Raw genomic sequence first — 21,924 nt, 5'->3', positions numbered from 1 at the left:
CCAGATCAAATTCTTATCATTTTACACAAAAAACAACATTTATTCTTCAATAGAATTTTAGGAAAATAAAAAACATCACTTTCGTGATGTTTTTTATCTCTTATAAATAAATCTTGACTTATTTTATAATGAACCTTCTTTACCATTTGTTTCATAATGCAAGCTCATATTTTTTACGTGTTTATGAAGCATAATGATAGCAATAATGTTTGGTATAACCATTAATGAGTTTGTTAAGTCTGCTGTGTTCCATACTAAGTCTACTTCTTGTAAAGAACCTGCGATGATACATAATATTACTAAAATTCTGTAAGGCCACAAACCTTTATGACCGAATAAGAATCTGATGTTTGTTTCACCAAAGTAGTACCAACCAACTATTGTTGTAAATGCGAAGAATCCTAATGCAACTGCAAGTAGAACTGTACCACCTGTACCAAATGCTCTTGTGAAAGCTTCTTGAGTAACCAATGCTCCGTTCAAGCTTTTGTCTGTCCATGCACCTGTTACTAAAATCATTAAAGCTGTTACTGTACAAATAACAATTGTATCGATGAATACACCAACCATAGCTGTGTAACCTTGTAATACAGGGTGAGCTACATGAGCTGTAGCGTGAGCATGTGGTGTAGAACCCATACCAGCTTCATTAGAGAACAATCCTCTACCAACACCTTTTGCTGCTGCTGCCTTAATTGTGATACCTAATGCACCACCAAGAGCTGCTTCTGGATTGAAAGCTGCTTGGAATATAAGTTTAAATGCAGGTCCAATTTGATCATGGAATTTAACCATCATTATTATTGCTGCAACGATATAAATCAATGCCATGATAGGAACTACTAATTGAGCAAAGTTTGCAATTCTCTTAATACCACCAATGAATACTCCACCTGCTAAAACTGCAACTACTATACCAACAATTATTGGGTTAAGGTGTCCGCCTGCTCCTTCAACTGCTGCTACAACACTTGTTGCGATTGAGTTTGATTGAACTATGTTTCCTACAAATCCTAATGCAATTACTATTAAAACTGCAAATGCTACTGACATTACTTTTGCTAATCCAGGATGAGTTGGTCCAATACCATTTTTAATGTAGTAAGCAGGACCTCCGACGAAGTTACCTTCATCGTCTTTTTCTCTAAATTTTTGTGCTAAAGTTGCTTCGGCATATATTGTTGCCATACCTAATATTGCTGCAAGCCACATCCAGAATATTGCACCTGGACCACCTGCCATGATTGCTGTTGCAACCCCTGCAACGTTTCCAGTACCTACTTGTGCTGCAATTGCTACTGCTAATGCTTGGAAAGAAGATACTCCTTCATCTTCAGATTTCTTTTCTTTTGAGAAAACTCCTCCAAAAGTTTGTTTAAATGCTGCGCCTAATTTTCTAAATTGAACGCCTTTTGAATAGATTGTGTAGAATATACCGCAACCTAAAAGCGCAATCAATAAAATGTTGTTACTTAGAAAACTGTTGATGGCCACTATGGTATCGTTTAATGCTTTTTGATCCATAAAATTTCCTCCTTAAATTTTTTGAGATACTTGAAAACCTTTATTGTGATTATACTATGATACAACAAATCTTCTCTCAAATTTGCCTCTGTCAAGCATTTAAAATCTTATATCCTGGATTATTAAATAAATTAATGCTAATGCTTGACTAAGTAAATCTAACCAAATCACTTATGAAAATCTTTTCATATCTCTTACTATTATTATACTATGTTTTTAGTAAAATGCAATAACTTTACTAAAATTTTTATTATTTTACAGATATTTATTGTTTTATTGTAAACTAACTGCTATATTATGCTAACAACTTAATTGTTACATTTTTGTTATAATTATTTTTTAACATTAACTAAACGCTTAATAGTGATTTTTTTGACCTTTTATGATATTATTATTTATAGAGTTCTTACTCAAAAGAAATTTAAGGAGTGAATTTACATGTATGATTTAATTATTATTGGTGCTGGCCCTGCTGGTTTATCAGCTGGTTTATACGCTGCACGTGCTAAAATGAACACATTGATAGTTGAAAAAGAAAAAACTGGTGGTCAAATCACTACTACTGATTCTATTGAAAACTATCCAGGTGGAATTGTTGGAGAATCTGGCCCAAGCTTAATCAAAAAAATGGCTGACCAAATCGACAACTTCGGTCTTGAAATTAGAAGAGCAGATGTTGTTGATGTTGATTTTTCTGACAAAGTTAAAAAACTTACATTAAAAAACGGAGATGTATTAGAAGCAAAATCTGTTATTATAGCTACTGGTGCTGCTCCAAGAAAATTAGGATGCCCTGGTGAAAAAGAATTCACTGGTAAAGGTGTATCTTACTGTGCAACTTGTGATGCAGATTTCTTTACTGACTTAGAAGTATTTGTTGTTGGTAGTGGTAACTCTGCAGTTGAAGAAGCTACTTACTTAACAAAATTTGCTAGAAAAGTTACTCTTTTAGTTAGAGGCGATCACTTGAAATGTGATAAGACTGCTGAAGACGAAGCAAAAGAATGTGATAACTTATCTATGAGATTCAACACTTCTATTAAAGAAATCAAAGGTGAAGGAATCTTGGAATCAATCGTTATGGTTGACAAAGAATCAGGTAACGAAGAAGAATACCACTGTGACGAAGATGACGGAACTATGGGTGTATTCGTATTCGTAGGTACAATCCCTTACTCTGATGTATTCAAAGGTAAAATCGAATTAGATGATTACGGATATGTTTTAGCTGACGAAGAAATGCACACTAACGTTGAAGGCGTTTATGTAGCTGGTGATGTTAGACAAAAAACTCTACGTCAAGTAGTTACAGCTGCTGCAGACGGCGCTATCGCTGCTACTCAAGCTGAAAAATACGTAGATAAATTCTAAATTTCATTTATTGAGATTTTCTATAAAAGAATTGCAGATTTCCGCTGTGAAATTTGCAATTTTTTTTTATTATGATATTATAATGATGTCAACGAACGATAGGCGTTCGATTGTGGTAATTTCATTCTTCTTATTAGAATGAAAAATATATTTTAAAATAAAGAAAGGATGTATTATGGGTTTTTTAGAAAATAAAAAAGTTATAATCATTGGAGACCGTGACGGAATTCCAGGTCTTGCAATTGAAACATGTGTAAACACAGTAGAAAATACAGAAGTAATTTTCTCAAGTACTGAATGCTTTGTCTGAACTAGCGCAGGAGCTATGGACTTAGAAAACCAAAAGAGAGTTAAAGACTTCGCTGAACAATACGGAGCTGAAAACGTAGTGGTTCTTCTAGGTGCCGCAGAAGCTGAAGCTGCAGGTCTTGCAGCTGAAACAGTAACAGCAGGTGACCCAACATTCGCAGGCCCATTAGCAGGCGTTGAACTTGGATTGTTAGTTTACCATGTTGTTGAAGAAGAATGTAAAGAACAATTCGATGCTGACGTTTATGATGAACAAGTTGGTATGATGGAAATGGTTCTTGACGTTGATGAAATCGCTGAAGAAATGAACGATATCAGAAGCGAATATTGTAAATTTTTATAAAATCTAACATTTCACTTAAAGTGAATATTCTTCTTATTATTATTTAAAAAGAAAACAGCCTTTAATTAGGCTGTTTTTTGTTGGATATTCGATTTTTATAATAAATTATTTTGTTAATAATTTATCTGATTAATAGTAAATTTTTATAAATAAACTCATTAAAAAGTCAGCGATACAAATCGCCGACTAATTTAATCTTCAAATTCAATATTATTTCTTTGTGCTGCTTCCATTCTTTGTTTTTTAGCTTTTCCTGTTGCACTTCTTATAATCATCCATGCTAATAGAACCATTCCTATATATCCATTAACAACGTAAACGATGTTTACTAATGAGTCAAACTTCAAAGTCAATCCAATGATTGCTCCAACAATTCCAGCTATTAAAGTAAATAATTTGTATTTCTTAGTTCCTTCATCAAAGAATCTTCCTGTTACAGTCCACAACAATGGAACAGATGTTGTAAATATACCCAACATTATAAATATTGAGAATATTGTTGCAAGAACTGGATGAATTTTACCAGCTAAAACCAATACTGGAATTTGTGAATCGTACAAATCAGGAATTGATAAAATAATTGCTATACTCATGATGAATATTGCAACTGAAAATCCAGTAGAACCTATGAAAACTCCAGCTTCTGCATCTTTTAAGCTTTTTGCAGTGTTTCCAACTTCTGCCAAGAACGCAACTAGCCATATCATATTAAACCCTACATATGATCCAGCTGATAGGAAGAAGTTCTTACTAGCTACTTTAATTTCTCCACTGTTAACTAATTTCTCAATAAGATCAAGACTTGATTGTAAATTACCCATATTCATGAATATAGAAATTAACCCTATTACTATTGCCATTATCGCAATAACTGGTCCAATCTTACCGATAACATCTACAATCTTGCCTAATCCAAGCATTACGACTAAAATAACAACCGCAGCCATAATAGCTCCACCAACATATTTTGGGGCATTAAAGTGTTGAACAGCTGTCGCTTGTGCACCGGCAATCATAACTGTATAAGATAAGAAAATAAAAAATACTGCGTAGTAATCTACTACAGCCCCTATCTTATTTCCACACATCAATTTGTAAATTTGGTTTGGTTTTTCAAATTTTGAATAATAACCGTCGTTTAAGAATGATAATCCTGCAAACGTAAACAGCCCAAAACAAATCATAATTCCTATAAGTCCATATAATCTATATGAAGAAAAGAATTGTAAAATTTCTTGGCCCGTTGCAAATCCAGAGCCTATAAGTAATGCAATAAAAGCTCCAGCATAGGTGATTACCTGACCTATGTTATACTTTTGTTTCATAATTTACCTCCTATTGATTTTTCTTCTGATTGACATTATTTAATGTGTATCGTTTTCCAAAAAATGCAAAGAGTTAAATATTTTTAACTTAAAATTTTTACATTAAAACAATAAACAGTAAAAAAACAAGGATAAAATCCTTTTTAGTCATTATAACATATTAATTCTAACTTTGTAAATATTTTCCTGCATTTTTTCTAAATTTTTTGTTCAAATAGTCAAAAATCCCGAATTAAAAATCCGGGATTTTCCTCATAGTTTTCTACGATAAATTAGATTTTATTACTTTTACAATTCTTTCAAAATCTTTTTCAAAAACACACCTTAAATCCATGAAGAATGTATCATCGTGAACAGTTCCAATAATATGTTCATCAGATAGTCTAAGTCTACGTTCAAATTCTGATACTTTCATTTCTGGTTTAACGGCAATAGAATACGAATTTAGTTTGTCTAACGGGTATGCCCCACCTCCAACTTCGCTTTGAGATTCCATAATTTCCATATTCAAGTCCACTTCTTTTTCTATCATAGATTTAAGTTTTTCTGCTTTTCTAAGAATTTCTTCTTTTGGCATGGATATCATCTTCAAAGTTGGGATATTTGCAATTGCCTTTTCATCATCTAAGTAGAATTTTAGAGTTTCCTCTAAAGCTCCTAATGTAAATTTATCAACTCTGAAAGCTCTCAATAATTGATTTTTCTTGATTTTAGATATCAATTCTTTCTTTCCAACAATAATTCCTGCTTGAGGTCCACCTAAAATCTTGTCGCCAGAAAATGATACCAAATCAATTCCTTCATTTATACAATCCTTCACAGTTCTTTCATAACTAAGTCCAAACTTTGACAAATCTATCAACGAACCTGAACCCAAATCTTCTATTAAATGTATGCCTTTCTCATCACACAAATCTCTCAATTCATCTCCACTTACACTTTCGCTAAATCCTACTACAGAATAATTGGAAGTATGAACTTTCATTATAAGAGCAGTTTCTTCATTAATATTATCTTCATAATCGTATAAATGTGTTTTGTTAGTTGAACCAACTTCTACTAATTTTGCACCAGATTTTTCCATAATTGAAGATATTCTAAAAGATCCCCCGACTTCAACAAGTTCTCCTCTACTTATAATAGCTTGTTTGTTTTGAGCTAAAGTATTTAAGGCAAGAAAAACAGCAGCCGCATTATTATTTACAACTACAGCATCCTCTGCTTTTGTGATTCTTTTTAAAAGTTCTACAGCATGGACATATCTTGAGCCTCTTTTGCCTTCATCTAAGTCGTACTCTAAGTTAGAATAATTCCCTGCGATTTTACACAAATTATCAACAACTTTTTCATTTAATAATGATCTACCAAGATTTGTATGTAAAATAACTCCTGTTGCATTTATTACTGGTTTCAATGATGGAGAAAAATTTTTGTCCATCAGTTCAAATGCCTTATCAATAACATCTTTGTTATAAAAATCAAAATCTTCTTTATCTAATATTCTATTTCTAAAAAATTCTATGGATTCTCTAACAGAATCTTTAATTAAACTTTCAGGATATTCTTCATAAGCTTTTAAAATTTCTTCCGATTCTAAAATTTCTGAAACTTGAGGAAGTTTCTTGAACATTTCTTGTAAATTAGCTCCCATTTTTATTTGCCCTCCATTTTCTTCTATATATTATATACGTATTTGACATTAACTTATGAGTAAATTATAATATAAGAGCAGAGAATTGTCTATCATATAGCGATTGGAAGATCGTAATCGCTTTTTAAATCAGAATAGAATTCGAATTTTTTATTTACGTTTTAATGTTTTGGTTTTAACAAAATAAATTTCATTCGATAAAGTAATTTGTGATTTTTTATGAGCGGTTATTATGATTTCCTATATATGATTACATTTGAGTGATTTTGTTATATAATAATATTGAGCTAGAAAATAGCTTATAACGAATCAAAAGACAGGTAGGGTAAAAGATGTTATTAATCACAAACAATGAATTTTTTAAAGATGCTATCAAAAGGAATGATGTAACAGTTGAATACATTGATATCGACTACATCGGAATTTTGAAAAAAGCTCGCGATTTAATTCATCAAAATTATCGCCTAGTCACTCACCCACTTTATGGATCAGTAAAACCAAACGAAACTGTTTTTAGATCTGTTATTTTGGAAAAGAGTGACAAATTTGATACCGATTCCTTGATGATGATTGAAGAATCTATCAATACTGCAACTAAGTTTATGAATATTTCTAAACCAAAACGTTGGCCAGCTGAAATCTTAGATGATTTCAGAGTTGTCGATTTCGACATCATTAGTCAAACTTTGGATAGAATATTAATATAAAAATTTTAGGAGGCATTTGAAATGTTAGAATTAGACAAGAAAACTTTTGAACCAGAAGTATTAGAAGCTGAAGGATTAGTATTCGTAGACTTCTGGAGTGACGGATGTGAACCATGTAAGGCACTTATGCCAGGCGTTCATGAATTAGCTGAAAAATACGGTGACAAAATTAAATTCTGTTCACTAAACATTACTTCAGCTAGAAGAGTTGCTATCAAACAACAAGTATTAGGATTACCAACTATGTTAATGTACAAAGACGGTCAAAAAATTGATGAAATCAATAAAGATGACGCTAATTTGGAAAACATAGAAGCAATGATCCAAAAACACTACAACTAATCTAAAGCTAGATTAAACTAGATTAAAGTAGAAGAAAATTAGTTAAAAACTCATTAGGGGTCACTCCCCTATTGAGTTTAAATAAAAAATTATTATAGGAGGTTAAGATATGCGTCTTGAATTAGGTAAGATTTTTATTAAAGACATCATCTTTGATGAAGGTGAGTCAAGAATCGAAGACCACATTTTGTATCTTAATAAGAAAGAATTAGCAGATGTATCAGGTGTAGCTGATGATGAACACTTAGAATCAATTGATTTTGATATCGCTCATCCAGGCGAAAGCACTCGTATAACACCAGTTAAGGATGTTAACGAACCAAGAGTTAAAGTTGAAGGTGGAGAAATATTCCCAGGAATATTAAATAAAGTTGATCCTGTTGGTTCAGGTAAAACTATCGCTCTTAAAGACATGGCTGTTGTTACAACAGGTAAAATCGTAGGATTCCAAGAAGGTATCATCGATATGTCAGGTTTAGGTGCTGAATATACTCCATTCTCTAAGACAGTTAACTTAGTAGTAACTATCGAACCAGTTGAAGGTGTTAAACAACACAATCACGAAGCTGGCGTTAGAATGGCTGGTTTAAGAATCACTGATTTCATCGGTAGATTAGCAAAAGATTTAGAAGCAGATGAATGGGAAACATTCGAAACTCTTCCAATCTTAGAACAAGTTAAACAATATCCAGAATTACCAAAAGTTGTATATGTTTACATGTTACAAACTCAAGGTTTATTACACGACACTTATGTTTATGGAGTTGACGCTAAGAAAATTATTCCAACTTTCTTATACCCAACTGAAATTATGGACGGAGCAATTTGTTCAGGTAACTGTGTAAGTGCTTGTGACAAAAACCCAACTTACGTTCACTTAAACAATGGTGTAATCAGAGAATTATACAAAGAACACGGTAAATCAATCAACTTCTTAGGAGTTGTAATTACTAACGAAAATGTATACTTGATGGATAAGATCAGACACTCTGACATGACTGCAAAACTTTGTGAATTCTTAGGAGCTGACGCTGCTATCGTATCACAAGAAGGTTTCGGTAACCCAGATACTGACTTAATCATGAACTGTAAGAAGATTGAAGGCAAAGGAATCCAAACTGTTATCATCACTGATGAATATGCAGGACGTGACGGTGCTTCTCAATCATTAGCAGATGCTGACCCAGCTGCAAACGCAGTAGTAACTGGTGGTAATGCTAACCAATTCATCACTTTACCAAAGATGGACAAAGTAATTGGTCATATCCAATTCGTTGACACTATCGCAGGTGGATCTGATGGAGCATTAAAAGATGACGGTACTATCGAAGTAGAAATCCAAGCAATCACAGGAGCTACTAACGAAACTGGATTCAACAGATTAACAGCAAAAACTTATTAATATAAAGAAGATTTATTCAAAACTAAATAAAATACAAACTTAAGAAAGGATAATTATGGGATTTTTAGAAAATAAAAAAGTTATCATAATTGGAGACCGTGATGGAATTCCAGGTCTTGCAATTGAAACATGTGTAAACACAGTTCCTAACACAGAAGTAATTTTCTCATCTACAGAATGTTTCGTCTGAACTAGCGCAGGAGCTATGGACTTAGAAAACCAAAAGAGAGTTAAAGACTTCGCTGAACAATACGGAGCTGAAAACGTAGTGGTTCTTCTAGGTGCCGCAGAAGCTGAAGCTGCAGGTCTTGCAGCTGAAACAGTAACAGCAGGTGACCCAACATTCGCAGGCCCATTAGCAGGCGTTGAACTTGGATTGTTAGTTTACCATGTTGTAGAAGAAGAATGTAAAGAACAATTTGATGCTGACGTTTATGATGAACAAGTTGGTATGATGGAAATGGTTCTTGACGTTGATGAAATCGCTGAAGAAATGAACGATATCAGAAGCGATTATTGCAAATTTTTATAAAGAAAGGAAGTAAGCTTAATGGATAAAATTAAAGTTGTTCATTATATAAACCAATTCTTCGCTGGTATTGGTGGAGAAGAAAAAGCTGATACAAAACCATTTATAGCAGAACAATTACCTCCTATCTCTGCTCAATTGCAAAAAGCGTTGGGAGAAGATTTTGAAGTAGTTAGAACTGTAGTATGTGGTGACTCATATTTCGGTGAAAATATGGAATCTGCTCAAAAAGAAGTATTGGGAATGATCAAAGAAGCTAACCCAGACTTCGTAGTAACTGGTCCTGCATTCAACGCTGGTAGATACGGTGTTGCTGCTGGTACTATGGCTAAAGCAGTTAAAGATGAATTAAATATTCCTGTATTAACAGGTATGTATCCTGAAAACCCAGGTGCAGATATGTACAAAAAGGACGTTTATATCGTAGAAACTAAGAATAGTGCCGCTGGTATGAGAGACGCTATGAAGAAAATCGGTAAATTAGGTCCTAAGGTTGCTAAGGGAGAAGAAATTGGCGCTCCTAAAGAAGAAGGATATATTGAAAGAGGAGTTCGTGTTAACTTCTTCTCAGACAAAATCGGTTCTCAAAGAGCTGTTGAAATGCTTATTAAGAAAATTAATGGCGAAGAATTCGAAACAGAATATCCAATGCCTGCATTCGACAGGGTTGAACCTGGTAAAGCTATCAAAGATTTATCAAAAGCAAGAATCGCTCTTGTAACTTCTGGTGGTACAGTTCCAAAAGGAAACCCAGATCACATCGAATCATCTTCAGCAACTAAATACGGTTCTTATGATTTCTCAGGAATCAATGATTTGACAGCTGAAAACTCTGAAACAGCTCACGGTGGATACGACCCAGTATACGCTAATGAAGATGGCGACAGAGTATTACCAATCGATGTTATGAGAGAATTAGAAAAAGAAGGCGTTATTGGTTCATTACACGAAACTTGGTATTCAACTGTAGGTAATGGTACTGCCGTTGCTAATGCTGATGCTTTCGGTACTGAAATTGGTGAAAAATTATTAGCTGACAATGTAGACGCAGTTGTTCTTACTAGTACCTGAGGTACTTGTACACGTTGCGGTGCAACGATGGTAAAAGCAATTGAACGTACAGGACTTCCTGTTGTTCATATTTGTACAGTTACTCCTATCTCATTAACAGTAGGTGCTAACAGAATTGTCCCAGCTATTGCTATTCCTCACCCATTAGGAAACCCAGCATTAACTAAAGAAGAAGAATATAGTCTTCGTAAAAAGATTGTTATGAAAGCATTAAACGCTTTAACTACAGAGGTAGAAGATCAAACAGTTTTTGAAGACTAATTCAAATATAAATAAATAATAAAGGAGAATAGTTAACAGATGAATTTTCCAGTATTAAAGGGAGCAGGCTATGTATTAGTCAACACTCCTGATATGATTATCCAAAACGGATCAACATGTCAAACTGAAAGAGTAGTAAACCCAGATTCTGAATTCTTAAAAGAAGTTGGAAAACACATTAGAAGTTTTGATGAGGTAGTAAAATATCTTCCTAACCAAGTTTATATAGGAAATATTGCTCCTCAAGAACTTGAAAATTACGAAATGCCATTTACTAATCATTCTTACGAAGAAGGTAAGGCTGATGGTAAAATGGGTAAAATCGTAAAACAAGATGTATTCATTGCATTATTACAAATGTCTGATGCATTCGACTTAGTAAAACTTTCTGAAGAATTCGTAAACGAAATTAAACCAGTTATCGAAGAAGAATATCCTATTTTAGAACCATATTTTGGTCACCTAAAAGGATCTGATATTTCAAATGCTCAAGAATTATTCGACACTCACATGGCAGAAGCTTTATACCATGACGGAAAAGTTTGTGGTTATATCAAAGCAGCTCATGATATCGACGTAAACTTAAGCGCTCACACAATGTTCGAAAACTTAGTAGTAAAAGCTTCAGGTGTTCTTGCAGCTGTTGAATTAGTTACTAAGAACGACATTGACAGAGATGATATAGATTATGTAATCGAATGTTCAGAAGAAGCCTGCGGAGACGTTAACCAAAGAGGTGGCGGTAACTTCGCTAAATCTATCGCTGAAATCGTAGGATTACAAAATGCAACAGGCTCTGATACAAGAGGATTCTGTGCAGCTCCTGTTCACTCATTAATCGAAGCAAGTGCTTTAGTTAAATCTGGTGTTTATAAGAATGTTATGGTAGTAGCAGGTGGTTCAACTGCTAAATTAGGTATGAACGCTAAAGACCACGTTAAGAAGGGCTTCCCAGTTCTTGAAGACGTAGTTGGTGGATTTGCAATTTTAATCTCAGAAAATGATGGTGTTCACCCAGTATTAAGAACTGACATCGTAGGACGTCACACAGTTAAAACTGGTTCTTCACCACAAGCAGTTATCTCAAGCTTAGTATCTCATTCATTAGAAGAAAATGGATTAAAGATTACTGATGTAGATAAATACTCTGTAGAAATGCAAAACCCAGATATCACTAAACCTGCCGGAGCTGGAAATGTTCCTGAAGCTAACTATAAGATGATCGCTGCCCTTGCTGTTAAACAAGGAGACTTAGACAGAAAAGAATTAGCTAATTTCATTAAAGAAAAAGGCTTAGTAGGTTGGGCTCCAACACAAGGACACATCCCATCAGGTATTCCTTATGCAGGACATGCTATTAAAGACTTAACAGAAGGAGATTACAACAGAGTAATGTTCGTTGGTAAAGGTAGTTTGTTCCTAGGTAGAATGACTAACTTATTTGATGGTGTATCTATCGTTATGGAAAGAAATGATGGTAAAATGGAAGATGAATCATCAGTTTCATCTGAATCAGAAAAGGATCAAATTAAGAAAGTAATCGCAGAATCCATGAGAAAACTAGCTGAAAATCTTTTAGCAGAATAGAGGTGTAGACATGGATAATAAAAAAATTTCCGAAGTATTTCTTGAAATATCTGAAGCTATCGAAAGCGGAAAATTTGGTAAGAAAGTAAAAATCGGTCTTACTACTTTAGGTAGTGAACACGGTGTTGAAAACATGAAAAAAACTATTGAATTAGCTGATTCTGATCTTTTTGAAGTAGTTGTTATCGGTGAAAAAGTTGATGACGAACATGAAACTTATGAAGTTGATAACGATGAAGATATGTACAAAAAGATGGAAGAATTACTTGACAGTGGCAAAATTCAAGCCTGTGTAACTCTTCACTACAACTTCCCTATCGGTGTTTCAACAGTTGGTAGAGTAATCACTCCTGGTACTGGCAAAGAAATGTTCTTAGCTACTACTACAGGAACTAGTGATACAGAAAGAACAAAAGCTATGGTAAGAAATGCAGTTGCAGGTGTTATCGCAGCTAAATCTTGTGGTATCGCAAAACCAACAGTTGGTATTTTAAACATCGATGGTGCAAGACAAGTAGAAAAAGCTTTGAAACACTTCAAAGACAACGGATTCGATATCGAATTTGCTGAAAGCCAAAGAGCTGATGGTGGTATCGTAATGAGAGGTAATGACCTTCTTATGGGAAGCTGTGATGTAATGGTAACTGATTCATTAACAGGTAACTTATTAATGAAGATGTTCGGTTCATTCACATCAGGTGGTAACTACGAAACTACTGGTTTTGGATATGGTCCTGGTATCGGTGAAGGCTACGAAAGAAACATATTTATAGTATCTCGTGCTTCAGGTGCTCCTGTAGTTGCAAATGCTTTAAAATATGCTTACCAAACAGTAGCTGGTGGAATTGATAACAATAAAAAATCTATCTATAAACAAGCTGAAAAGGCTGACTTCAAAGGCATCTTAGATTCTTTAACTAAGAAAGAAGCTCCAAAGGAATCTTCTGAAGAAGTTAAAATGCCAGACAAAGAAGTTGTATCTGCAACAATCTCAGGAATTGACATTCTTGAAATTGAAGATGCTGTTCAAGCTTTATGGAAAGAAAATATATACGCTGAAAGCGGTATGGGCTGTACTGGTCCAATCGTTCAAGTGTCTGATGCAAACTTAGATAAAGCATCACAAATACTAAAACAAAATGGTTATATAGAATAATTCTATAGGCTTTTAAAAAGATGTGTGATTTTTCACACATCTTTTTTTTGAGCTGTTTTTAGATTTTCCCCAAATTATTTTTCCCCTACTTTTTTTCCAATAAAAAAACCTTAGGCCAAAAGTTTAATCAAACTAATAATCTAAGGTTATCTTTAATTAAATTATTCTATTATATTTCTCCATCTCCAACCATATGTTTCGCTCGCATTACATACAATAACGAATGCTAATGGATCTATTTCTTGGATGTATTTTTTTAACATAATAAAATCTCTATTGCTTACAACTGTTTGAACAATTTCTTTTTCCAATCCAGAATAAGCACCCTTTGCAGTGTAAATATTAGCAGATCTTGTAAGATTGTCTACTAAGAATTTGCTTACTTCATCAGGCTTTGAAGTAGTAATGGTGCAAAGTTTTGATGTGTTCATACCATTAATTGTAAAATCTATTATTAATCCGTTAAGTACAGTACCTACAAGTGAGTATATCGCTATTTCTGTTCCGTAGGCATACCATGCTGATAATGTGATAAGGAAATCCACCATCAAACATCCTTTACCCAACTCAATTCCCAAGTATTTATTCAATATCTTAGCGAATATGTCAGATCCACCTGTTGATGCGTAATTATTAAGTACAATTCCCACTCCTGATCCGTAAATCATTACTGCTGCTATTAATTGAATCATTTTTCCTTCAAATAATGGTTTTTCCATAGGAAATACAATATCTAAAATCCAAACCAATAAACTAAGTCCCAAAGAACAAATTATAGTTTTAAGTCCAAAAGCCTTTCCAAGCATTATAAATCCTACTATAAATAAAATCGTGTTTATGATAATCAGAATTGGACCCGTTGAAATAGGAACGAAATTACCTATAACAATTGCCATACCAGCTGCCCCACCTAATGACAATTTATTTGGTGCCAAGAAGAAATGAATTCCCAATGCAATAAGGATTACGCCTACCGCCATCATAATTACGCTTTTTCTTTTATTTCTCTTTTCTAAAGCGTCTAAATCAATCATATTATCCCCCTAGTATTTTTATGCAATAATATTATAACAATTGAATATACAATTTACAATGAAATATTCAATCCTTTCTATTAAATGTTTTAATATTTCAAATCACAAAATATCTATAAATCTTTCTATTGGTAGTCCACGAGCCTTATCCTTAATATCCAAGGAAAGTTTCAGTAGTTCAGTTGTTTTTAAACTAGCATACTTTGCTGACTCAAATATTGATTTGTTTTCTGAATATTGACTTATGAATAATGCTGAGAACAAATCCCCTGTTCCCGCATAAGATGTGTCGATGTATTCATAATATATTTTATCTGATACAAAATTCTCATCCATACAGAAAACAAAATGTTCATTATTTTCTTCTACACTTGTAATAACGGCGTATTTTGCACCCATTTGTATAAGTTTTTCTGCAACATCTTTTATTGGATCATTCATCATGGATGTTATTAATCTGGCCTCTGTTTCATTTGGGATTATAACAGTTGCTACATCGATAAGTTTTCTGAAATTTTCGATGTTTTTCTCATCCAAACCATTGTAGAGTTTCCCATTGTCTGCCATTATTGGATCCACGACAACATCTGGTGAGTTTTTTTGTTTTTTTATGAAGTCTTTAATTATGTCCACTTGTTTTAAGCTATATAAAAATCCTGTAGCTATTAAATCAAAACTAAAATCCAATTCTTCCCATACTTTTGTGGCTTGTTTCATGTATTCTGTCGTATCTAATATCGCAAATTTGCCATAATCCAAAGTGTTACTCACAACAGCTGTTGGCAAATTAAAAACGCTTTTACCCTTGTTGCTTAGCACAGGAATCATACAACTAAGAGCGACTCTCCCATATCCTGGCATATCGTTTATTAGTAATATATCTTTCATGTTTTCTCCTCCATCTAATTATAACACTAAAACTACATTTGTATATCAAATAAATCTTAATGTTTTTGTAGATTTTTAGGCTCTTAAAAGCTCATTATTTCTCAATTTTTTGTGATATAATAACAGTTGGAAATAAGGAGGGGCTTATGTTCAATTTTAATATAGAAGAGCACAAATTTAAATATATACATTTTATAGGAATCGGTGGAATATCAATGAGTGGTATCGCTGAGTTGTTAAACCACTACGGATACAAAATATCTGGAAGCGACAGAGAAGAATCAGATGAAACTAATAGACTAAAAAGTCTAGGCGTTGAAATATTTATCGGACAAAAAAGAGAAAATATCAAAAATCCTGACTTAATTGTATACACTGATGCAATCTTAGATGACAACGAAGAATTAGTTGCTGCAAGAGAACTTGGAGTAGATGTTGTAAGCAGGGGTGTCTTCCTTGGAGCACTCATGAGAAATTACAAATACTCCATAGGAGTTAGTGGATCTCATGGTAAATCAACGACAACTTCAATGATCGCGAAAATTTTAATTGATGCAAAAGTTGATCCGTCTATACTTTTAGGTGGAAAACTTGACGAAATCCAAGGCAATGTTCACTGTGGAAATAGCGAATACATGCTTACTGAAGCCTGTGAATACAAAGCAAATATTCTCAATTACTATCCTTCAATGGCTATTATTTTGAATATCGACGAAGATCACTTAGATTACTATAAAGATTTAAATCATATCGTTGCAACATTCATTGGCTACATGAAAAACTTAGACGAAAATTCCAAAGCGATTATAAATATAGACGATCCAAACTGCGAACCTCTGTTATCTCATATTAAAGGTGAAATCATAACTTTTGGTATAGAAAACGAAAAGGCTGATTACAACGTTCACGATATAACTTTTAATGAAAATGGCAATCCTACTTTTGTAATTTCATCTAAAAAATTCGATAAAGATGAAGAATTCTCACTTTCTATAATTGGACGTCATAACATATACGATGCAGCGGCTGCGATTATCGCATGTTACGAATTCCACATCGATATCGACACTATAAGAAAAAATATGAAGGAATACCAAAATCTTCATAGAAGAATGGAAACTGTAGGATTTTACAAAGGTTGTGAAATAAAGACCGATTATGGTCATCATCCTACCGAAATCAAAAATACGTTGAAAGCTTTAGATGAGCACAAAAAGGGTAAATTCTACTGCGTATTCCAACCCCACACTTACTCAAGAACTAAGATGCTATTGGATGATTTTGCCAATGCATTCTACGATTGTGATGAGGTTATAGTAACTGAAATATACGCTGCAAGGGAAAAATTCGACAGCAGCATTCATTCTACAGATTTGGTCGAAAAACTAGTTAAAAATGGCGTGAATGCAAAATACTACAAAACTTTTGAAGAAGCACGTGATTATATCCGATCTAAAGTTTCTGAGAATGACATGGTATTGACTACTGGTTGTGGAAACCCTGATGTACTTGCCAAAATGATTGTAGAATAATATGTGTACAACAATTATCGTAGATTATCCTAAAGGCTCTGTTATGGCTCGTACGCTTGATTTTGAAGTTCCTTTGGAGTACAACATGATTTATCTTCCAAGAGGATTTCACTATGCGGATGATTTATATTACAAACCTCTGCGTTCAAAATATAAAATGATGGGAATGTGTTTTAGAAATCTGTACCCTATCAAAGATGGTGTAAATGAACACGGACTGTGCGGTTGTACGAATATGTTTATCGCAAATAATTTGTTTAGCAATCATCCAGTTGAAGGAAAAATAAACACAAATTCACTAGATTTTATGAATTTTGCACTTGGAAATTACAAAACAGTTGAAGAATTGTTAAATGATTTGGACAATATTCACCTAGCTAACAAAGATGTTGATGGCAATTCTGTGATATGCCCTGATTTCCACTTTATGTTTGTCGACAGAACAGGTGATTCAACGGTTTTGGAATACAAAAATCACAAATTAGTCCCATGTGGAGATAATCCTAAAGTAATGACTAATTCACCAAAATATTCTTCACACGTTAAAAGATATGAAAAATCCGTCGGTGATTTGTCCAAGTTTAATCAGATAAAAGATTTGACAGGAGCCTATGATCCTGTGAGTAGATTCATCAGAGCAAAATACATCCTGTCAACTCACAAGAAATCTAATAATGTAAATGAAGCATACTCATCAGCATTTAGTATATTAGAGCCTCTAAAAATCACTGAGGGCTTTTTTAAGAACGATTCACACGATTACTATACATTTACTAGGTATATCAGTGCTTTCGACACACAAACAGCTTCTATGGCTGTTAGAACGCATTCCAATACTCAAACATATTTGATAGATTTTGATGATATACCAAATGAAAATGAAATATACTCGTATTATTTCGAAAACAAATTAGAATTTAAGAGAATTTAAAAGATAGGCTTTGTTTAGGCTATCTTTTGTATTTTTGTAAAATTAAAATCAAAAAAATAGAAGCTATTTTGAAAAATCAAAAAGCTTCTATTTTTTTCAATTATGCATTGAATTTTTCTAAATCTAAATCGTGTTGCATTGCTGCTACCATAACACCAGTAGATCCACCTGCGTGAACGTTAGTTGAAGTACGTGCCATATCTGCAACACCTTGGATAGGGCTTAGTACCAAAATCATTTCAACTGGTAATCCCATTGTAGCAAAAATAGCTGTAGCTTGAATAGTTCCTGTTCCTGGTACTCCTACTGTTCCAATTGATGCGAACAAGCATGAACCAACCATGATAAGGTATTGAGTTGCTGAGAACGGAATATTAAGAGCGTTGATTGTGAACATGGCTAATAAAATTGGCCAAACAGCTGCACAACCTGGCATACCAAATGTTGTACCAATTGATGCTGCAAATGATGCAGTTTCTGTAGGTACACCCATGTCTTCCTGTTCTTTAATATTTGCTGGCAAAGATCCAATTGAACTTTGTGTAGTAAATGCTATCAACCATGCTGGGAAGAATTTACGTTGGAACTTGAATGGATTGATGTGTGCAATCAAACTCATCATAGCTGATGTAGTGATGAATGTGTGGAACAAACATGCTACATAAACCATTAATAATAAGAATAATAATGATTTAACGAATGATAAATCCAATGTAGCAACTTGGTTTGCTAATAATGAAAGAACAGCATAAGGAGTAAATTCGATGATTTCTCCAATAACTTTGTTCATTACTTTGTTACCAGCTTCTACAAAATCCATGAATGGTTTAATTTCTTCTTTGTTAGTATATCTAAGTACAACAATACCGATAATAATTGCAAAAATTACAATTGGAACGATTTTGTTGTGACTCATACTGTCGATGATATTCTTAGGGAAGAAACTTACAAATACATCTGCAAAAGGTGGAACTTCCTTAACCTTATCTGCAACATCCATTTTAATGTTGGCATTCATTCCTATGTTTACTAATTTACCTAAAATTATAGACAATATAGCAGCTAAAACATTGTGTAAAGCTAAAATAAGAATTGTTTTGCCACCCATTGATCTTAATTTTTCTGAGCTTTCCAAAGATGCAACTGTAGTAATAATTGAAAATAATAATAATGGAATTACAAATGCTTGTAATAAACTTGCAAACACACGACCAAATATCGCTACATAATCTGTGCTTCCTTTGAAAATAAGTCCTACTATCGCACCCATAGCTGTAGCTAATAAAATTCTAATCATGAATGAAGTACCTTTTTTCTTCAAACGATCAATGACAACGCATAACGCAAAAGCTACAACTAAAGCGATTAAGCTTTTAATCATATCTACATCTCCTTTTTATATTTTTGTCACACTAATCTTATCACATTGTCTGAAGATAAACAATCATTTGTACTTTAAGCTATCGTTTTCACAAAAATTTATTTATTGTATTATTCTATATATCACTTTTTCCTTTAAATTTAAAGGTTATTTCAAATTCACAAAAATTTTATATGGAATAATTTTTATTATTTTTCAAGAGCTTTTTGTAGTTTATCGTTAATATTTCACTATTTTTTTGAGCTTTTATTTATTTTATAAATTTTCATAAATTATTTCAATTTTGAAATATATAGAATATTTCAATAAAAAAAGACCGATGTTTAACATCAGTCTTATCTTTCCCATTTGCCGCGTTTGTATATTATAAATCCTATCAAAACTGTTAGTCCATTGGACACTAACATAGATATCCAAATTCCAGTTGATCCAAGATCTGTCAATTTTTTTAGTATCATAATTAGTGGAAGTCTTAGAACCCACAATCTCGCAAGCGACAAGTACATTGTAAGTTTTGTTTTCCCAACTCCTTGGAAGAAACCATTAATCGCTGAGAAATATCCCATGAAAAATGTAATTATCGCTGAGAAGTACATGTACTCACTTGCTTGTCTCCATAGTTCTATATCTGAACGATCTTTGATGAATATGGATAGCAATTGATCTTTTAAAAGCAAAATAATTATCGCAGAAGCCAAAGAGAAGAAAGTTATTATAATATTTGCACGTTTGAAAATATCCTTGCTTCTTTCTTTTTTACCTGCTCCAATATTTTGTCCTGTAATTGATGTCAGAGCCATTCCAATTCCTATAGCTCCTTGGTTGAAGATATCGGAAAGTCTGTTGCCCATTGAAAAAGCTGCAAGCGTAGTTGTACCATATGATTGAATGAATCCGTTAAGTACAGTAAAGCCAATCGCTTCTCCGCTTGAACCAAGTGATGCAGGAATTGCAATGGAAAATATGTGCTTGATTATTCCCATATCCAGCTTGAAGTTTTTGAAACTAACTTCAATTTCGGATTCTTTTCTTACAACTCTTATTGCAAATACTACTAGCAATACTTTGGATAAAACAGTCGCCCATGCGGCACCTGCAAGTCCCATGTTAAGTCCTGGGATTCCCAAAACATTATCAAAAATAAAGAATGGATCTATAACGACGTTTGTCACAGATGAAATTGTCGATATAATCGTCATAGATTTCGTTCTTCCTTGAGAATTGAGTATCGATTGATATCCAAAAAATATCATATCAAACAATAGCCCTACAGAGTTTATCGCAAGAAATATGTATGATTTATATTCAAAGCTTCCTGTCGCTCCCATCCATCTTACAATAAATGGTGCGGTAATTACACCTAGAATGCTAAAGATAACTCCAAGTACTGTCGTGAGAATTAAAGTATGCACAGCATAAATTGAGCAGTCTTTTAGTTTTCTAGCGCCAAGTCTTTGACTCATTAAAGAAGTAGCTGCCACACTTACTCCAAGTCCAACTGCTATAAACAAATACAGCACAGGCCAAGTAAAAGATGTCGCAGCATAGTCTTCCGAGCTAATTCGAGCTACATATATTCCATCAGTTATACCATAAAGGGTTTTGATTAGATTACTAATCATCAATGGGATACTTAATTTAAAAATCACATCAGTAATATTTCCATTAGTAATAAATTCTATATTGCTTTTTTTGTTTCCCATTTACTCGCCCCCTACTAGATTATAATTTAAAATATCCTATTCCAAACAATCCAGGTCCAGTGTGAATACTCAAAGTCGAAACTATTTGACCTTCGTAATAGAACTTTGCCCCCTCAATCAAATCTTTCATACTTTCCTTGGCAATTTCCATAGCACTTTTATTATCTCCATTCAATAAAACCAAGTAATAATCCTTGATACCACTTAATTCTTTTTTCACTATCTCAATAGCGTGGTTGATGTTTTTCATTGTGCCACGATTTTTTTCTACTGTATAATATTCTCCATCTTCATTACAAGAGATTATAAGCTTCAAATTTAGTAAATTACCAACTACTCCTGTGATTTTACCTATTCTACCACCTAATGTCAAGTATTTCAAAGTATCCAAAGTTATAACTGGTACTGAATCTTTGATTTTTGATTTCATTGTTTCTATTATAGATTCTAATGAAAATCCTTCATCAATTAATTTTCTCGCAAATATTGCAAAAAATCCCGTACCAATCGAAATATTTTTTGAGTCAAATACTTCTACTTGCACATCTTCCACTTGGTCTTTTGCCAACATAAAAGCATTGTACATTCCACTCAATTTTGAAGAAATTGAAATGCAGATTATCTTGTCAAATCCCCTATTTTTTATGTCATTTAATTTATTAACTATATCTCCAATTGATGGAATAGAAGTTTTTGGAACTTCTCTATCGATGTTTTCGTATATATATTTAGGTTCAACAGTGTAATCATCGTATGAAACATCCGAATAGTTTATTTGAAGTGGTATCAATTCTATGCCGTATTCTTCAGCTATTTTTGGTGTAATTTCACTACCTGAATCTGTTAAAATTGCGATCTTTCCCATAATATCTCCTAC

Annotated in this window: 19 protein-coding genes; 11 read left to right on the top strand and 8 right to left on the bottom strand. The window is 33.3% G+C overall.

What is annotated here, in order from left to right; translation table 11 throughout:
* Positions 1-123 precede the first annotated feature (123 nt).
* A complete protein-coding gene (locus tag ACU68W_RS03655) occupies positions 124-1,524 on the bottom strand; it encodes an alanine/glycine:cation symporter family protein (protein ID WP_094223269.1) in 1,401 nt (466 codons plus the stop codon).
* A gap of 438 nt (positions 1,525-1,962) precedes the next feature.
* Here ACU68W_RS03655 and trxB point away from each other — a divergent pair, with 438 nt between their 5' ends.
* Both trxB and grdA (ACU68W_RS03645) read left to right on the top strand, forming a co-directional pair.
* Positions 1,963-2,895 carry a thioredoxin-disulfide reductase gene (gene trxB / locus ACU68W_RS03650; protein ID WP_094205391.1) on the top strand — a complete coding sequence of 311 codons (933 nt, stop codon included), beginning with the start codon at positions 1,963-1,965 and terminating at the stop codon, positions 2,893-2,895.
* Between the two features lie 175 nt (positions 2,896-3,070).
* Complete coding sequence (gene grdA / locus ACU68W_RS03645) at positions 3,071-3,547, top strand: glycine/sarcosine/betaine reductase complex selenoprotein A (RefSeq protein ID WP_094209516.1); 477 nt, start codon at positions 3,071-3,073, stop codon at positions 3,545-3,547.
* A 191-nt stretch (positions 3,548-3,738) separates the two neighbouring features.
* On the opposite strand, the gene ACU68W_RS03640 is transcribed toward grdA (ACU68W_RS03645), so the two are convergent.
* Together ACU68W_RS03640 and selA are read right to left on the bottom strand one after the other, a co-directional pair.
* On the bottom strand, positions 3,739-4,872 hold the full coding sequence (locus ACU68W_RS03640; RefSeq protein ID WP_094223266.1) for a YkvI family membrane protein: 1,134 nt from the start codon (positions 4,870-4,872) through the stop codon (positions 3,739-3,741).
* 262 nt (positions 4,873-5,134) lie between these two features.
* Positions 5,135-6,523: an L-seryl-tRNA(Sec) selenium transferase gene (selA, locus tag ACU68W_RS03635; protein WP_094223265.1), complete on the bottom strand. Its 1,389-nt coding sequence runs from the start codon at positions 6,521-6,523 to the stop codon at positions 5,135-5,137.
* Between the two features lie 332 nt (positions 6,524-6,855).
* Between selA and ACU68W_RS03630 the strand changes: the two genes are divergently transcribed.
* From ACU68W_RS03630 to grdD, 7 genes are all read left to right on the top strand, one after another.
* Positions 6,856-7,230 (top strand): GrdX family protein, encoded by a 375-nt coding sequence (locus ACU68W_RS03630; RefSeq protein WP_094208367.1) that lies wholly within the window; start codon positions 6,856-6,858, stop codon positions 7,228-7,230.
* Between the two features lie 21 nt (positions 7,231-7,251).
* Positions 7,252-7,572, top strand: coding sequence for a thioredoxin TrxA (gene trxA / locus ACU68W_RS03625; RefSeq protein ID WP_002835444.1), 321 nt, complete (start codon positions 7,252-7,254; stop codon positions 7,570-7,572).
* Between the two features lie 109 nt (positions 7,573-7,681).
* Positions 7,682-8,974, top strand: a complete 1,293-nt coding sequence (locus tag ACU68W_RS03620) for a glycine/sarcosine/betaine reductase component B subunit (RefSeq protein WP_094203371.1) — start codon at positions 7,682-7,684, stop codon at positions 8,972-8,974.
* 55 nt (positions 8,975-9,029) lie between these two features.
* Complete coding sequence (grdA, locus tag ACU68W_RS03615) at positions 9,030-9,506, top strand: glycine/sarcosine/betaine reductase complex selenoprotein A (RefSeq protein WP_080545251.1); 477 nt, start codon at positions 9,030-9,032, stop codon at positions 9,504-9,506.
* Between the two features lie 18 nt (positions 9,507-9,524).
* The gene (grdB, locus tag ACU68W_RS03610) at positions 9,525-10,835 is read left to right on the top strand and encodes a glycine reductase complex selenoprotein B (RefSeq protein WP_094223264.1); all 1,311 of its coding nucleotides are present in this window, start codon (positions 9,525-9,527) and stop codon (positions 10,833-10,835) included.
* A 39-nt stretch (positions 10,836-10,874) separates the two neighbouring features.
* Entirely contained in the window at positions 10,875-12,422 is a 1,548-nt protein-coding gene (grdC, locus tag ACU68W_RS03605) for a glycine/sarcosine/betaine reductase complex component C subunit beta (protein ID WP_094223263.1), read from the top strand.
* Positions 12,423-12,432: 10 nt separating this feature from the next.
* Positions 12,433-13,578, top strand: a complete 1,146-nt coding sequence (grdD, locus tag ACU68W_RS03600) for a glycine/sarcosine/betaine reductase complex component C subunit alpha (protein WP_446756134.1) — start codon at positions 12,433-12,435, stop codon at positions 13,576-13,578.
* A 161-nt stretch (positions 13,579-13,739) separates the two neighbouring features.
* Here the strand turns inward: grdD and ACU68W_RS03595 are convergent, their stop codons facing one another.
* Positions 13,740-14,612, bottom strand: coding sequence for a YitT family protein (locus tag ACU68W_RS03595; protein ID WP_094223261.1), 873 nt, complete (start codon positions 14,610-14,612; stop codon positions 13,740-13,742).
* A gap of 102 nt (positions 14,613-14,714) precedes the next feature.
* Positions 14,715-15,500 carry a PfkB family carbohydrate kinase gene (locus tag ACU68W_RS03590; protein WP_094223260.1) on the bottom strand — a complete coding sequence of 262 codons (786 nt, stop codon included), beginning with the start codon at positions 15,498-15,500 and terminating at the stop codon, positions 14,715-14,717.
* Between the two features lie 146 nt (positions 15,501-15,646).
* Between ACU68W_RS03590 and murC the strand changes: the two genes are divergently transcribed.
* Positions 15,647-17,032, top strand: a complete 1,386-nt coding sequence (gene murC, locus ACU68W_RS03585) for a UDP-N-acetylmuramate--L-alanine ligase (RefSeq protein ID WP_094208361.1) — start codon at positions 15,647-15,649, stop codon at positions 17,030-17,032.
* A gap of 1 nt (position 17,033) precedes the next feature.
* Positions 17,034-17,963 carry a linear amide C-N hydrolase gene (locus ACU68W_RS03580; RefSeq protein ID WP_094208360.1) on the top strand — a complete coding sequence of 310 codons (930 nt, stop codon included), beginning with the start codon at positions 17,034-17,036 and terminating at the stop codon, positions 17,961-17,963.
* Positions 17,964-18,063: 100 nt separating this feature from the next.
* On the opposite strand, the gene ACU68W_RS03575 is transcribed toward ACU68W_RS03580, so the two are convergent.
* The 3 genes from ACU68W_RS03575 to ACU68W_RS03565 form a co-directional block, all read right to left on the bottom strand.
* On the bottom strand, positions 18,064-19,344 hold the full coding sequence (locus tag ACU68W_RS03575) for a dicarboxylate/amino acid:cation symporter (RefSeq protein ID WP_308611414.1): 1,281 nt from the start codon (positions 19,342-19,344) through the stop codon (positions 18,064-18,066).
* Positions 19,345-19,679: 335 nt separating this feature from the next.
* Positions 19,680-21,047, bottom strand: coding sequence for an MATE family efflux transporter (locus ACU68W_RS03570; RefSeq protein ID WP_316531480.1), 1,368 nt, complete (start codon positions 21,045-21,047; stop codon positions 19,680-19,682).
* 19 nt (positions 21,048-21,066) lie between these two features.
* Positions 21,067-21,912, bottom strand: coding sequence for a DegV family protein (locus ACU68W_RS03565; RefSeq protein WP_446756133.1), 846 nt, complete (start codon positions 21,910-21,912; stop codon positions 21,067-21,069).
* Between the last annotated feature and the right edge of the window lie 12 nt (positions 21,913-21,924).

The sequence above is a fragment of the Finegoldia sp. P2-F-LR genome, assembly GCF_052932265.1.
The sequence above is the reverse complement of the archived record's forward strand: the minus strand, read 5'-3'. Positions and strand labels throughout refer to the sequence as shown.